The sequence below is a fragment of the Protofrankia coriariae genome (assembly GCF_001017755.1).
In the GTDB taxonomy this organism is placed as follows: Bacteria; Actinomycetota; Actinomycetes; order Frankiales; family Frankiaceae; genus Protofrankia; species Protofrankia coriariae.
Genome location: NZ_JWIO01000014.1, coordinates 174,394 through 188,699 on the forward strand (window position 1 = coordinate 174,394; position 14,306 = coordinate 188,699).

The following is a 14,306-nucleotide window of genomic DNA, read 5'->3' on the forward strand; positions in this document are numbered from 1 at the left end:
TGGCGGGGTGCTTGGAGGGGTGGGCACGACTCCACCCCTCCAAGGCCAAGAGCCTCCACCAGGTCCGGGGCGGCCCCGTTTCCACTTGACCATGCCTGCAAAATGTAGGCATCATGCAGGCGTGACGATTGCAATCACGATACGTGACGTTCCAGAGGACGTGCGAGACGCGCTGGGTGAAGACGCCCGTCGGCAGGGGCAGTCCCTGCAGGCATTCCTGCTGGGCATGCTCACCCGTCAGGCGCGGTTCGCGCAGAACCAGCGGATACTCGCGGCGGTCGAACGTGAGCTCGCGGGTGGCGACGGAGCCGGCCCAGATGCACCTGACGCCGCGCAGGTCCTCGCGGCCGCCCGCGCCCAGCGTGACGGCGGCCGGCCCGACAGCGACAGCGCCGGTTGATCGTCATTGACGCGTCCGTCCTGGCGAACGCGCTGGTCTACGCCGACGAGCGCGGCCAGCGGGCACGGGTGGCGCTGGGACACGACACCGAGTGGGCGGCACCCGAACACTGGATGGTCGAGGTCTTCTCTGTGATGCGTGGCCTCACGCTCGGTAAGAAAATCAGTGAAGAGCGGGCGCGTAGCGCCATCGCCCGGCTTCCTCATCTCGGGGTGGACCATGTCCGTATCGATGCGCTGCTGCCTCGCATGTGGCAGCTTCGATCCGGGATCAGCGGCTACGACGCGGCGTATGTAGCGCTCGCCGAAGCGCGCGATCTCGCGCTGCTGACTTCCGACAGCCGGCTGGCCCGCGCCGCGATGCCCTTCTGCGCCGTACGGCTGGTGGAATAGCCATACGGCCGTGGAACAAGCTGTGGCCAGCCGGTGGCAGGCTGCGGAGTCCCATCGGGAGTCCCCCATCGGGAGTCCCATTGCGGGGCGGCACACTACAGACTTCCGCGCCCTGCGCACCCGCATCAAGGACGCCGAAGCCACCGCCGGCTCCTGAACCAGCCGACGACGGGAACCGCAACCGCTCCGGCGGAGCACCTGGCGGGCACGTGACCAGCGGGCCCGCCGCAACACCCAAGACCAGACGCCGCTGACGCCGACAGCGATGGCGATACCCCACCGGGTGGTGCCACACCCGCGGACGCCACCCGGTGGAGCAGCCCTCCCCGCGTCCCGGGTACAGCTTTCGCGTCGCCGACATCGCGGAGCCCAAGCCCACAGCGCCGGTCCTCCCGAACGTATCGGGAACAGTTCCCGTACCAGCAGTATCCGGCCCTGGCCATCAGGCTGAAGCCGATCCGTCGGAGCGCGGCGACCCCTCGCGCACCCCATGGGTGCCGTGGGTGATATTTTCCGCCGCAATGGGGGACTTGAGCGACGGCGGTCCGATGACAGAACAGCAGATCAGGCCGAACCTGCACGCCTCGGCCGAGAAGCACCTTGGCAGTGGCCCGACGGCGGAACACCTGGACCAGGAACCGGCACCGCGATGGGATTTCTTCATCTCCTACGCCAGCGCCGACGAGCCCTGGGCGGAGTGGGTGGCCTGGCAGCTGGAGGCCACCGGGCTACGTGTGATGCTCCGGGCGTGGTACTTCGTCCCTGGGGCGAACTGGATAGATCTGATGCGGCAAGGAGTCAGCAAAAGCGATCGCGTCATCGTCCTGCTGTCCCACGCCTATCTGAATTCGATCTACAACCAGACGGAGTGGCGAGTCGTATGGGCGGCTGATCCGTCCGGGGAGAAGCGCAAACTGGTGCCGCTCCGAATCGAGGGCTGCGAGCCTCCCGAACTGCTCCACCAACTGGTCTCCGTCGATCTGTTCGATGTCGACCAGCATACCGCCCGCAAACTGCTGCTCCCCGTCGCCCACGACAAGCGGGAGAAGCCCGTCACCGAACCGCCCTTTCCTAGCGGCCCGATCACACTCCCGCCCCAGACACGAGACAAGCTGGAATCCCCCGCCCCCGGGCCCGCTGACCCTCCTGAACCGCCTAACTCGATTTCGGGGAGCCCTGGGCGGTGGATACGCCGACGACGGGTACAGGTTGCGTTCGTCCTGGTACTCGCGCTCTTGGCAGGCGCGGTCGTCTGGCTGATCCTCCGCCCGACCGGTGACCCTGCTTGCAGGTCGCAAGGGACAGAGGTCTCGCTCTCCTGGATCGACGGCGAGTGCGTCGGATACAGTGCCAGAGATTTTAAGTTCGGAGAGGGCGGAGATAGGGATACGGACCCTCCCAGCCTGTCCGAGGTACAGGAAAAAATCTTCGCCCAGAACAGCTGCGCCGAGAAGCTGCGAGATATTTCTAACCAGCGACGCCCGTTCGTCACGCTGATTTATTTTTCGGCACTGACCAGGCCCCGGGAAGCGGGCCGGGACTGGGCCAAGGGAAGTGTCGCCGAGCTCACCGGGATGCTGACCTGGCAGCGACACCTCAACGTCATACGCGAGGATAAAGGAGCGTGCGAGCCCAACGACCGCCGGGAACGGAGCGATGACCTCCCCATACTGCGCGTCGTCGTTGCCAACGGCGGCTCCGAAATGAAGTACGCCTCCGAGGTTGTGAAAAGACAGATCATTCCGTTCGCCACCCGCCGTGAGAATGGCGTCCTTGGCGTCATCGGCATGGATCGCAGCACCGCCGCTACCGAGCAGGCCATCAGGGAGCTGGGTCGGAAAAAAATCCCCGTCATAGCCACGTCCCTTACCGGGGACGGCATGAAGGAATTCTCGCCGCTGTATTTTCAAATGGCCCCAGAAAACGAACGCCAGGCTCTTCTGGTAGCCATGTATGCGATCAAGAACAAGAAAAACAGGGTGAGTGTCTACTATCCGAGGAAGAGCGGCGATAACACCGCGGACGCGATGCCGGATATCGACAACCGGTACCTGTACACCCTTGTCCGGGATCTCAGAAACGAAATCGGGAAGACCTCGGCCCGATCGGTGGACAACAGATCGCTCACACTCGACCTGCGCGGCTGGAACAGCGAGCTCACCGACCGGGAGCTGCAGGCATGGCTCAGAAGTGAATGCGCGAAGCAGAACACGGACGATCTGATCTTCTATGCCGGCTGGGGAGACGACTTCGGTGATTTTCTCGATGGCATGGAAAACTGCCTCGACAAGGAAAAGGAAGGCCTGTTCGTCCTTGGCGACGACTCGGTCTCGTACTACGTCACCGGTAACGCCGGAAAAGACGACGGCAACGTCACCTTCCGATATGTGTCGATGGGCGCCCCGGTAGCGCTCGCCCGGGAAAGTTGCTCCTTCGGCACACTGGACAGTTACTATCAGCAGGGAAAAGCGCCGCTGGCGAGTAGCAATGCACTCCGAGAGTTCTGCACACGCTTGAACGACATGTACGAGAAAACAGGGGTCGAGCGCCCTGGGACGCTCTGGCCGGATGAGAACATCGGCCTCTCCTACGATGCCGTCAAGGTCTTCGTTGACGCGGTCCATACGACCCACGGCGAGATTGACATCGATAAGATAGTAAGGGCAGTGAGCCAGGAACCGCGGGAAGGCGCCACCGGAACCCGGGACTTCCGGGTCTCACAAACATCCACGGACAGGCAGCTCACCATCATCCGCGTCAATCGTCAAGATCATGATATACCCAGACCTGGGCCACCGGGAGAATCTCGGATCGACGCGGAGGAAAACGACAGTGAGCCGTGCAAGTTCGCGATTGTCGGCATCCAGCCGAGGACGGTCGACTGCTACGGGAATCCGGTGGAGCCGCTGGGCGGTTGAGCCGCCGGATGGACGAGCCGGTGGTGTCCCGTTCGGCTGAGGATCCTCCGCCCAGCCGAACGGGACGCCGGGATTCACCGGTCGATGCGGTCGAGTCAGGTGCGGAAGGGGCCAGTGATCTCGAAGGTGATGCCGCCGGAGGCGGAGCCGGTGGTGCCTCGCTGGGAGGAGAAGTACAGCCGCTGGCCGTTCGGGGTGAAGGCGGGGCCGGTGATTTCGGACGAGTTGTGGCCCACCAGGCGCAGGAACGGGGCCACGATGTCGTCCGGGGTGATGATGCAGATCTCCAGGTTGCCGCCGTCCTCGGCGACGTACAGGTCGCCGTATGTCGACCCGGTGATGTTGTCGACGCCGGTCAGCGGGGCGGGGCCGGGAGACACCAGCGAGTCGTCATAGGCGAGTTCGAAGGTGTTGGTGTCGACGTGCAGCTCCCACACCCGGTTGTCGCCCTTGGTGGTGAACCAGACGGTGTTGTTCGCGTAGTGGACGCCCTCACCGCCGTTGAAGTGCTTCGCGCCGGCGACCTGGTTGCGGGTGGCGGTCGGTGAGCCGTCCACGTCCGGAACGGTCTGCCAGCTGAACGTCCCGGACGTGCCGCTGCCGGCGACCAGCACCTCAAGGGTGCCCGCGGAGAGATTTCCCCAGGTGGTCGGGCGGAATCGGTAGAAACAGCCGTTGGTCTCGTCCTCGGTCAGATAGATGGCCTGGCGAACGGGGTCGGCCGCGGCCGCCTCGTGCTTGAAACGGCCCATTGCCGGGCGGCTCACCGCGGACGCGCCGGTGCTCGGATAGGTCTCCCACACCCGTCCCGAGGAGGTTTCCTCGCAGGACAGCCAGGTGCCCCAGGGGGTCGCCCCGCCCGCGCAGTTGGAGCTGGTGTTGGAAAGAATCTGCTGGGCGGAGGTGATGGTGCCGCTGGAATTGAACCGCAGCACCGAGACGCCACCGCCGCTGCTGCCGACCTCGGAGTTCGACGCGTATATCCAGCCCGTACCGTCCGGGAAGACAGCACCGCCGTCCGGGGCATTGTGCCAGGTGTAACCGGTTCCGGAGACCACCTGGCTGGAACGGGCGACGATACGGCTGGTGAAACCGGAGGGCAGCATGACACCGTTGGCGTCGGCGGACAGCAGCGACCCGTAGGGGCTGGCCCCGTTCTGGGCGGGAGCGGCCAGAGCCGTGTCCCACATCGCTCCAGAGAAGGCAAGGGCACCCGCTCCGGCGATAGCGGAACGCAAGAACGTTCGCCGTTCCATTGCTGACCTCCAAAATGCTGCGACGGCACCGGGCCGAATACGGTGGATTTACCGGCCTTTCAGCACTGTTCAGCACCGTCAGGGACCCCGCCGGACGGGATTGTCCGGGCCGTCGGTAACACTAGGACGAAACCGGCGGACGTAGGAGGAACATGGCGATGAACATCAGGAAACCGTCCGAAAACAACATGGAAAAGAAATGGAAAGGAAGGCGCCGGCCGCCGGCGGGCCCGNNNNCGCCGGCCGCCGGCGGGCCCGTACTAGTTTGCTGTCAGCCAATGTTCGCCCTGTCCGCCACGCCCGGGCGGGGCCCCTGGCAGCGTTGCCAGAATCCTTGGGTAGCGCTGCTACACGACGGTTCCCGACTCCTTGCCGGGAGCACCTGGACACGACGGCCAGAGCAGGCACCGACTGACGCGGGATCAGGAAGAACGAACGGGGATCGCGAAATCCGCGGGACCCGGACAAACACGGCCGTCCACCGCGCGCGGAAAAAGATCGCGTGTTCTTCGGCTGTTCGGGAGGCCGCTGAACAACGACGCCTGTTCTGTCCGCGGGAAAGCTGGTGACGTCAACCGGGACATGTTGGCCGCGGCCCGACCGGGCATGGCGCCGGCCTACGACCCCGGAGCGGGCCTGGCATACAACATCGCGATCGTGCCTACCACGACACGATCGCGATTCGCGACGGTGCACGACATCCGACAAGCTGTGTCCGACAAGCTGTTGTCCAACAGCCGCTGCCCCAGAAGCCGCTGCCCGGCAGCAAGCCGCCTCAGAGCGAGGCCAACACCCTGCTCGGCCCGCTGTGGGAGGCGGACGGGTCGGGGCCGGCGGCGTCGGCCAACTGGCGCAGGCCGTTGACGATCCCGTTGACGATGTCGCCGAGGGCGAAACTGGAGGTCATCGTCAGGACAGCAAGCCCGGCGGCCTGGTCGGTGACGCGCCATCTGGCCCCCCGCGTCGTCCCGATGTGGACGAACCGCTGGCCGGGAGAGACCAGGATGGCGACAGCCGGATCGCTCGGGCGTGCCACCAGGTTGGCCAGCAGCCGTTCGGCGAACAGCGCCGGGTCGTCGTCGACGGCGCCCACCCGGACGGCGAACCGGATGCCGGTGCGGGCCTGCGCCGCCGCCCGCGCCCGTTCGAGCCGGTCGCGCTGCTCCCAGGTGAAGGGCTCACCAGCTGCCACTGGCACCGCCCGCGCCGGGTGAGGCCACGTGCGGGTGCTCACCTTCGGCGGCGGCCGCGGGCGGATCCCCGACCCAGACCTCGTCATGCTCCCAGGACCGCCCCGGCCGGTAGCGGGACGGGCCGCTGCCCCGGCTCGACAGCAGCGTGAGCCCGATCGCGACCAGGAACCCGCCGATGATCGTCCCGCCGTAGACGGCCCAGGCCTCCAGCGGCGTGAGCGGATCGGGACTGTACCGATCCCCGATGTCCTGCGCCAGGGCGGCGCCGCACATCGCGGGAAGAGCGAGAACAGCCAGCGTCACGACGGTGAGTACGCGGCGGGTGGTGGTCAGCCGAGGACGTCGACGAGTCACGTTGCGAAGGTTACCGGGTGATTGGCCCATGGTCGCCTGAAACCGAGCCCAGGCGGTACGCCCCGCCACGGCAGCCCAGCCCGACCACGGCCTGATATTACTTTACGTAGCAAAATCCATCGTCTGCTGTCGCCGTCGGTCACCGTCACGCCCGCCGGGCCTGTTCGCGCACCTGGGCGAGCAGCCCGGCCAGGCGGTGTACCCGCGGGTCGGCCCGCAGCCNNCCCGCGGGTCGGCCCGCAGCCGCTCCACGGTGACGGGCCGGCCGTCGGCGTCGGTCACCGGCAGCCGCCAGTTCGGGTACGCGTCCACGGTGCCGGGCAGGTTCGGTTGACGCAGGTCACCCAGGGCGTCGCCCGGCGCCGCGAGCACGATCCGTGCCGGCGAGCGGACAAGCAGGCCGTGCAGGGCGAAAGCGACCTCGCGCAGCACCGACCGGTCGAGATCGTCCACGGCGGTGGGAGCCACGGTCAGCAGGCCCTCGGCCCGTAGCAGCGCGATCAGCGCGTCCCGTTCCCGCCGCCATGCCCGCAGCTCGGCATCTGGTGAGTGTCGCAGCAGGCCACGGCGGGCCCGGACCCGCACGTGCGCGCCGGTGAGGTAGCCGGCGACGGTGGGCAGGTCGTGGGTGGTGATGCTCGCCATCGCCGGTTCCCGCCAGCGGCGCGGCGGCAGCGGCTCACCGTCAGCGTCGCGTTCGAACCAGGCGACGGTCGAGCCGAGCACCCCGGCGCGGGCCAGCCGCGCCGCGACCGAGGACTCGACCGTGCCGAGATCCTCACCGACGACGAGCGCCCCGGCCCGGGCCGCCTCGAGTGCGAGCAGTCCGAGCATGGCGTCGGCGTCATAGCGGACGTAGGTACCGCGGGCCGCGGAGTTCCCGGCCGGGATCCACCACAGCCGGAACAGGCCGAGGATGTGGTCGACCCGGATGCCGCCACCCCGGCGGAGCACGGCGGCGACCATCTGCCGGAACGGCGCGTAGCCGGTCTCCGCCAGCCGGTCGGGCCGCCACGGCGGCAGCGCCCAGTCCTGGCCCTGCTGGTTGAACCCGTCCGGGGGCGCGCCCACGGTCGCGCCGGCGGCGAAGACGTCCCGCAGCGCCCAGGCGTCCGCGCCACCCGGATCCACGCCGACCGCGAGGTCGTGCACGATACCGACGGTCATCCCGGCGTCGCGGGCGGCTGCCTGCGCGGCCGCGAGCGCGGCGTCGCAGGCATGCTGCAGCCAGCGGTGGAAGGCGACCCGTTCCCGCAGCTCGACGCGGGCGGCGGCGACGGCGGGGCTGTGCGGGTCGCGCAGGTGCGCCGGCCAGCGCCGCCAGTCCGGGCCGTGCCGTTCGGCAAGAGCGCACCAGGTCGCGAAGTCGGTGAGGCCGTCGTGCCCCGTCTCCGGTCCGTCCGCCTCGCCGGGCCCGGAGACCTCGCCGGATCCAGCGACCTCGCCGGGCCCGGAGGCACTGAACAGCAGCTCCAGGGCGGCGAGCTTGGCCCGCCATACCGCGTCCCGGTCCAGCAGCCCGGCGCGGCCCGCGGCCGGCCCGGCCTCCCCCGGGTCGTCCCCCGCCAGCCCACCATGTTCCGGCCTGCTGTCCGCGGGTTCGGCGGCCACCAGCCCGGTATCCGCGGGCTCGCCGTCCCGCGGCTCGTCCGCCGGCGGTGGGTCGGCGGCGGCCGCGGCGCGGGCGGTGGCGGCAAGCTGGTCGACCCGGGTCCGGGTGGCGGCGTCCGCCCGGGCGTATTCGGGCAGGTCCTGCGGACGCAGGTACAGCGGGGAGGCGAAGCGTCGGCTCGCCGGAAAGTACGGGGACGGTTCGACGGGAAACGTCGGGGCGGCCGCGTGCAGCGGGTTGACCAGCAGCACGTCGGCGCGCCCGCCCTCCTCGCCGCCGGACCAGGCCGCGAGGTCGGCGAGGTCGGCGTAGTCGCCCATCCCCCACGAGCCGGTCGACCGCAGCGCGTACAGCTGGATCATCCATCCCCAGGCGCGGCCGGGAACGGCCCCGGCCGGGCCGGGCACCGCGTCCGGCACGACGACTAGCTGTGCCGTGGCCGTGACGGCACCGGCTTGCAGTCGCAGCACATGATCGCCCAGTGGCAGGCCCGCGGGCAGGGCCAACGGGACGCCGAGGAGCTCCCGGCCGTCGACCCGCCGTCGCCCGACGGTCGCACCCCATCCGGTGAGGTCGCGGCGCCCACCGTCCTCGAGCTCCAGCTCGGCGACGGGGACCGTGCCGGCGGGCACTCGGGCGATCACCGGTGTGGGCGCGGACCGCCGGACGATCACACAGGCGGGCAGCGGACGCCGCCACGGCGCGTCACGAGCCGTGGCAAGAGCCGCGGCCGGGTCCGCCGTGTCGACGTCGAGCAGGCCGAGCACCGCCCGCACGACCTGCGGGTCGACGGTGACCTCCCGGTCGTCGGCGTCGACGTAACGGGTGGCGACGCCGTACACGTCCGCCAGCTCCGCCAGCGGAGGGTCGATGCCGCCTGCCCGGGCGGCGCGGCCATTCCCCGCAGCCTGGCCATCGGGGCCGCTGTCAGCACCGCTGCCGGCAGCGGTGCCGGTGCCGGTGCCCGGGCCGCTGCCGCTTCCTGCGCCGGTCCCCCTGTCGGTGCCGTTCCCGATACCGGCATCGGGGCCGGTGCCGGTATCTGAGCCGCCGCTACTGTCAGTGCTGCTGTCGGTGCTGCTGTCGCTGTCGTCAGAGGCCACGGCCGAATCCTCTCGCCCGCCGGGGCCCGTGGTCGGACGCCCGGGCGAACCCGGCCGGCCCCGCCGAGCTGACCTCGTCCCAACCGCCGGGAAGGCCACCGTCACTGCCCACCTCGAACGGTGCCGACCACAACACGTCCCCGGGAACCGGCAGTGACAGCCGCATGCGCGCGCCTCCGCGTGGAGCCTCCTCGGCCCGCACGCTTCCGCCGTGCATGGCCGCGGCATCGGCGACGATGGCCAGACCCAGCCCGGAGCCGGGCAGCCCGCGCGCGGACGCGGCGCGGTAGAACCGGTCGAAGACCCGCAGGCGGTCCTCCGGCGCGATGCCCGGACCCTGATCGGTGACGACGACCTCGCCGTTCCCGACAGCCACCAGCACCTCGCCCTGCGGAGGGGAGAACTTCACCGCGTTGTCGAGCAGGTTCGTCACCGCCCGTTCCAGCATGTGCGGCCGCCCGTCGACAGGGGACGAGACCGCGGTCACCACGATCTGGACGTTCTTCGCCTTGGCCCGCCGGCGCACCCGCTCCGCCGCGGCATGGACGATCTCGGTCAGATCGGTGCGCTCCACGTCCTCGGGGGGAGCTTCGTCGCGGGCCAGCTCGACCAGCTCGCTGACCAGCCCGCTGAGCTCCCGGATCTGGGCGTCGACGTCGCGCAGCAGCGCGTCCCGGTCGTTCGCGGGCAGCGCGCGCTGTGGGTTGGCCTCCGCCCGCAACAGCAGTTCGATGTTGGTGCGCAGGCTGGTCAGCGGGGTGCGCAGCTCGTGGCTGGCGTCGTCGACGAGCTCGCGCTGGCGGGCCCGGGAGGCCTCCAGGGCCCGCAGCATGCTGTTGAGGCTGCTGGCCAGCCGGGCAATCTCATCACTGCCAGTGACAGGTATCAGCGCGGACAGGTCCTGGGTGCGGGCTACTTCCTCGGCGGCGGCCGCGGCTGCGTTCACCGGTTTGAGGGACGCCCGCGCGATCAGCCTGCCCAGCAGCACCGCCCCGGCCACGCCGGCCACGCCCACCCCCAGCAGGATCAGCCCGAGGGTGCGCAGCGTCCTGTCGACGTCGGCCATGGGTCGGGCCAGCTGGATCGCGCCCGGGGTGCGGCCGGGGACGAACAGCAGGGGAACGGTCGCCACCCGGTAACGCGCACCATCCACGGTGACGGTACGCAACTGTTTGTCCGTGACCCCTTCGGCCACGGCGAGGTCGGTGTCGTTCACCGGCAGCGTCACCGACTGCCCCGCCCAGGTGGCCGTGCTGCCGTCCTCGAGGATGATCTGGGCCGGCAGGCCGAAGTTGGATCCGGTCAGCCATCGCGGGCCTCGAACGCCCGGTGGCATGCTCGGCATGACCGTCCGGGCCACCGCCTGGGCCTGCTCGGTCAGCTGGTCGTCGATGGAGTTGTTGAGCACGATCCCGGTCGAGGCGAGCGCCACGCCCGCGACCACGGCCACGACGGCGGCCACCGCGACGCCGATCAGCACCACCATCCGGTTGCGCAGCGACAGATGGCTGTGTGCGAAACGCCGCCGCCAGGATGTCCTGTCCTCGGCGGCACGTCCGGGACTTCCGATTCCGGCCGTCTCCACCGGCGCCCCCTGCTGCCACCCGGTGGTGTCCGGGCCGGGCCAGGCACTCATCCTGACCGCGCCGTCATGCCGGCGCCTTCACAACAGGCCAGAGCGTGACCGGGCGAGACGTGACCGAGCGGGGCGCGACCGAGCGGGGCGCGACCGGCCAGGATGCGGCGGGCCGGGACGTGACGGGCCGGGAGCCGGCCCGGCCACGGCGGCCGGGACGTCGTCCGTGCCTGTCCAACGCTTCCTCCCGCCGTCCGTCACACCCGGGCCTGCCGTGTCACCGGCGGCCATACCCGCCCATACCGTCCTCGCATCGCACCATCCGTCACGCCGTACCGCCCGTCACGCCGTACCGTCCGCGGCGCGCTGCCGGTCATGCCGTCTCCCGCAGGACATAGCCGACCCCACGGACCGTGTGCAGCAGCCTGGGCTCGCCGCCGGCCTCCAGCTTGCGACGCAGATAGCTGACGAACACCTCAAGGGAGTTCGAGGACGGACCGAAGTCGTAGCCCCACACCCTCTCCATGATCGTCGAACGTGACAGCACCTGGCGCTGGTGGGCCAGGAAGAGCTCGAGCAGGTCGAACTCGGTCTTGGTGAGGGTCAGCTCACGGTCACCACGGGTAACCTGCCGGCTGCCCGGGTCGAGCCGGACGTCGGAGAACGTCAGCACCTGCGGCCGCCCCGGGCCGGGGCCGGCGGAGTCCGCGGACCCGCCGGCGGCCACCGCGGCGNGCGACGCCCGGCGGGTGAGGGCACGCAGCCGGGCGAACAGCTCCTCCAACGCGAACGGCTTGACCAGGTAGTCGTCGGCCCCGACGTCCAGACCGCTCACCCGGTCGGCAAGCCCGTCACGGGCGGTAAGCATGAGGACGGGTAGGTCGTCACCGCGGGCCCGCAGCCGCCGGCAGGCCTCCAGGCCGTCCACCCGCGGCATCATCACGTCGAGCACGACGATGTCCGGCCGGTCGCGGGTGACGGCGTCCAGCGCCTCGGCGCCGTCCTGGGCGGAGCTGACCTCGTAACCTTCGAACCTCAGCGACCGTTCGAGGGACTCCCGGACCGCCGGCTCGTCGTCGACCACCAGTACACGCACATCTCACAGTCTGCCCGGCCCACACCGTGGCGGAAGCCGGTGCGAGCAACTCTCAGCTTCGCCTACCGTGATCCTTATCAGCGGTTCAGCTACCAGCCGTGTACCGGCCGCGCTCCCGCCGGTCGTGCTCCCACCGATCACGCTCCACGGCCGTGCTCCCCCGGCAGCGCCGGCCCCGATGGTGGAGCCGGCACGGCCGTGGAGCGCCGCGCGGGCGGGTTCAGCTGGAGCCGGACGCCGGACCGGACGACCGGCCGACCGGTGAGCGCGCGGGCCGGGGCAGCTCCGCGATGGGCCCGCTGTCGGTCACGTTGGCCGCCGCCCGCGGGTCGGCGCCGCCGTCCTCCTCCTCGTCGGCGCCCGGCCTCTTCTCCTCATCATCGTCGATCATGACGACCTCGCTGCGCTGGACGCTGCCGAGTTCGATGCCCTCGGCGTCCAGCGCCGCACGGAAGCGCTCCCGCAGGGCGCGGGCGATGTCCCACTGCTTCAGCGGCTGGGTCTTGACGATGACGCGCAGTGTGTAGCCGTCCGCGGTCATCGTCTCCATCCCCCACACCTCGGGTTCTTCGAGGATGGCGGCGGCGAACCGCGGATCCGTCCAGAGCTTGTCCGCCGTCCGTTTGAGGATCCGCTTGGCCGTGGCCACGTCGGTGTCGTAGTCGAGCGGTACGTCGAGCACTGTCCGTGCCCACTGCTGGCCCTTGTTCCCCACCCGGGCGATCTCGCCGTTGCGCACGTACCAGACGGTGCCCTCGACGTCGCGCAGGCGGGTGACGCGCAGGCTGACCGCCTCGACGTTCCCGCTGACCGGCCCCACGTCGATCACGTCGCCCACCCCGTACTGGTCCTCCAGCAGCATGAACATGCCGGCCAGGAAGTCCCGGACGAGGTTCTGCGCGCCGAAGCCGACCGCGACACCGACGATCCCGGCGCTGGCCACGATCGGCGCGAGGTTGATGTCCAGCTCGCCGAGGATCGTCACGAAGGCGATCCCGAAGACGATGATGGACGTGACGCTGCGCAGCAGCGACCCGACCGTCTCGGCGCGCTGCCGGCGCCGTTCCAGCAGCACGGCGGGATCGCCGAAGGCGCCCAGCAGCATCGTGCGCCCGGAACGCAGCAACCCTCCCGAGTTCCCGCTGGAGGCCCGGCGGGTCGTCCGGACGATGAACCGGTGCAGCAGCGACCGGATGAGGAAGGCCGCCACCAGGATCAGCACGATCTTCAGCGGGGTGCCGACGAAGACGTTGGCACCACCGGCAAGGTACTGACTGTGGGTGATGTCGTAGACCGTCCGGCACAGCACCCCGGGCTGATCTCCGCAGGCGTTCTGCAGCGCGTCCTTGAGCTGGTCCAGGCTGGGCGCCAGCGGGATGTCGGTCGGGGTCGGTACGGGCGCGCTCACGGACGCGGCGGGCGATGGCGCCGCGCTCGACGCCTCGGCCGCTGAGGGCAGTAACGACCCGAACGACTGGGCAAGCAGGAACGGGGAGTTGGCCACGGCCTCCAGTCAGCTCCTCACACGTGATCGGTTGGCGAATGTTCCGATGGACGTCCCCCGGGGATCCGGCCGCGTCCAGTCTTACCTGTGGACGCCAGCCCCCGGACGAGGGGGCTGGCCCCCGGCTATGACGCGCCGACGACGATCTGTCACACTGAGCGTGTGAAACACGAGCCGAGTTGCGCGGTGTGTCAATGATTACCCGACGACAATCGCGAACCCACTCGCGTTCGGGGCCCGAAGGCGGTTGACTGTCTCAGTGTCACCGGTGGCTAGCTCGTGACGGCCGCCATCCGGTAGGGCGAGGAGGTCGGCGCGTGACAGAGGCGCTGGTTCTCAATGCCACGTATGAACCGTTATGCGTGGTCTCACAGAGGCGTGCGCTGGTGCTCGTGCTCACCGAGAAAGCAGTCATGGTCGAGCCCGGGGACAAAGTTCTCCATTCGGCCACGTATACGGTCGAGGTGCCTGTCGTTGTGCGACTGGCCCGGTTCGTCCGTGTACCTTACCGCTCGCAGGTCCCCCTCACCCGCAAAGGGGTGCTGGCCCGGGACCATCACCGTTGCGTCTACTGTGGTGCGCCGGCGACATCGCTGGATCACGTCATCCCCCGCTCCCGCGGGGGCGCGCATGTATGGGAGAACGTGGTGGCGGCCTGCGGCCGCTGCAATCATCTGAAAGCCGACCGGGCAGTTGCCGATCTCGGTTGGCGGCTTCGCACGGCGCCTCGAGCGCCGAGCGGAGCCGCTTGGCGCATTCTGGGCAGCCGTCGGATGGATCCGCGCTGGTCGCGCTATCTCAGCTCCGACGGCGACGAGGCCGCGTCCGCCTGACCTCGGGCGGACGGGCCGGCCTCGCCGGGGTAACGGCGTCCTGGCGAGATGGCAGCGTCCGTCGGGGTG

The 14,306-nt window shown here is 69.7% G+C and carries 11 protein-coding genes; 4 read left to right on the top strand and 7 right to left on the bottom strand.

The window, feature by feature from the left end; genetic code table 11:
* The first annotated feature begins 121 nt into the window (after window positions 1–121).
* From FrCorBMG51_RS10770 to FrCorBMG51_RS25015, 3 genes are all read left to right on the top strand, one after another.
* Complete coding sequence (locus FrCorBMG51_RS10770) at window positions 122–400, top strand: FitA-like ribbon-helix-helix domain-containing protein (protein WP_083730966.1); 279 nt, start codon at window positions 122–124, stop codon at window positions 398–400.
* Complete coding sequence (locus FrCorBMG51_RS10775; protein WP_047222898.1) at window positions 397–792, top strand: type II toxin-antitoxin system VapC family toxin; 396 nt, start codon at window positions 397–399, stop codon at window positions 790–792. The genes FrCorBMG51_RS10770 and FrCorBMG51_RS10775 overlap by 4 nt, the downstream gene beginning before the upstream one ends.
* A gap of 548 nt (window positions 793–1,340) precedes the next feature.
* Entirely contained in the window at window positions 1,341–3,710 is a 2,370-nt protein-coding gene (locus tag FrCorBMG51_RS25015) for a TIR domain-containing protein (protein ID WP_157180457.1), read from the top strand.
* A gap of 95 nt (window positions 3,711–3,805) precedes the next feature.
* On the opposite strand, the gene FrCorBMG51_RS10785 is transcribed toward FrCorBMG51_RS25015, so the two are convergent.
* The 7 genes from FrCorBMG51_RS10785 to FrCorBMG51_RS10820 all read right to left on the bottom strand — a co-directional run bounded on the left by FrCorBMG51_RS10785 (window position 3,806) and on the right by FrCorBMG51_RS10820 (window position 13,404).
* Window positions 3,806–4,966, bottom strand: coding sequence for an alkaline phosphatase PhoX (locus tag FrCorBMG51_RS10785; RefSeq protein ID WP_047222899.1), 1,161 nt, complete (start codon window positions 4,964–4,966; stop codon window positions 3,806–3,808).
* A gap of 775 nt (window positions 4,967–5,741) precedes the next feature.
* Window positions 5,742–6,158 carry a DUF5130 family protein gene (locus FrCorBMG51_RS10790; protein WP_047222900.1) on the bottom strand — a complete coding sequence of 139 codons (417 nt, stop codon included), beginning with the start codon at window positions 6,156–6,158 and terminating at the stop codon, window positions 5,742–5,744.
* Complete coding sequence (locus FrCorBMG51_RS10795; protein ID WP_131772331.1) at window positions 6,145–6,513, bottom strand: hypothetical protein; 369 nt, start codon at window positions 6,511–6,513, stop codon at window positions 6,145–6,147. The genes FrCorBMG51_RS10790 and FrCorBMG51_RS10795 overlap by 14 nt, the downstream gene beginning before the upstream one ends.
* A 102-nt stretch (window positions 6,514–6,615) precedes the next feature.
* Window positions 6,616–8,967, bottom strand: coding sequence for a 4-alpha-glucanotransferase (gene malQ, locus FrCorBMG51_RS10800; protein WP_476742145.1), 2,352 nt, complete (start codon window positions 8,965–8,967; stop codon window positions 6,616–6,618).
* Between the two features lie 250 nt (window positions 8,968–9,217).
* Window positions 9,218–10,864 carry a HAMP domain-containing sensor histidine kinase gene (locus FrCorBMG51_RS10810; RefSeq protein WP_235433481.1) on the bottom strand — a complete coding sequence of 549 codons (1,647 nt, stop codon included), beginning with the start codon at window positions 10,862–10,864 and terminating at the stop codon, window positions 9,218–9,220.
* A gap of 313 nt (window positions 10,865–11,177) precedes the next feature.
* Window positions 11,178–11,900: a response regulator transcription factor gene (locus FrCorBMG51_RS10815; protein ID WP_047222901.1), complete on the bottom strand. Its 723-nt coding sequence runs from the start codon at window positions 11,898–11,900 to the stop codon at window positions 11,178–11,180.
* A gap of 220 nt (window positions 11,901–12,120) precedes the next feature.
* Complete coding sequence (locus tag FrCorBMG51_RS10820; RefSeq protein ID WP_052914554.1) at window positions 12,121–13,404, bottom strand: mechanosensitive ion channel family protein; 1,284 nt, start codon at window positions 13,402–13,404, stop codon at window positions 12,121–12,123.
* 317 nt (window positions 13,405–13,721) lie between these two features.
* Here FrCorBMG51_RS10820 and FrCorBMG51_RS10825 point away from each other — a divergent pair, with 317 nt between their 5' ends.
* Entirely contained in the window at window positions 13,722–14,237 is a 516-nt protein-coding gene (locus FrCorBMG51_RS10825) for an HNH endonuclease (protein ID WP_013872912.1), read from the top strand.
* The last annotated feature ends 69 nt before the right edge of the window (window positions 14,238–14,306 follow it).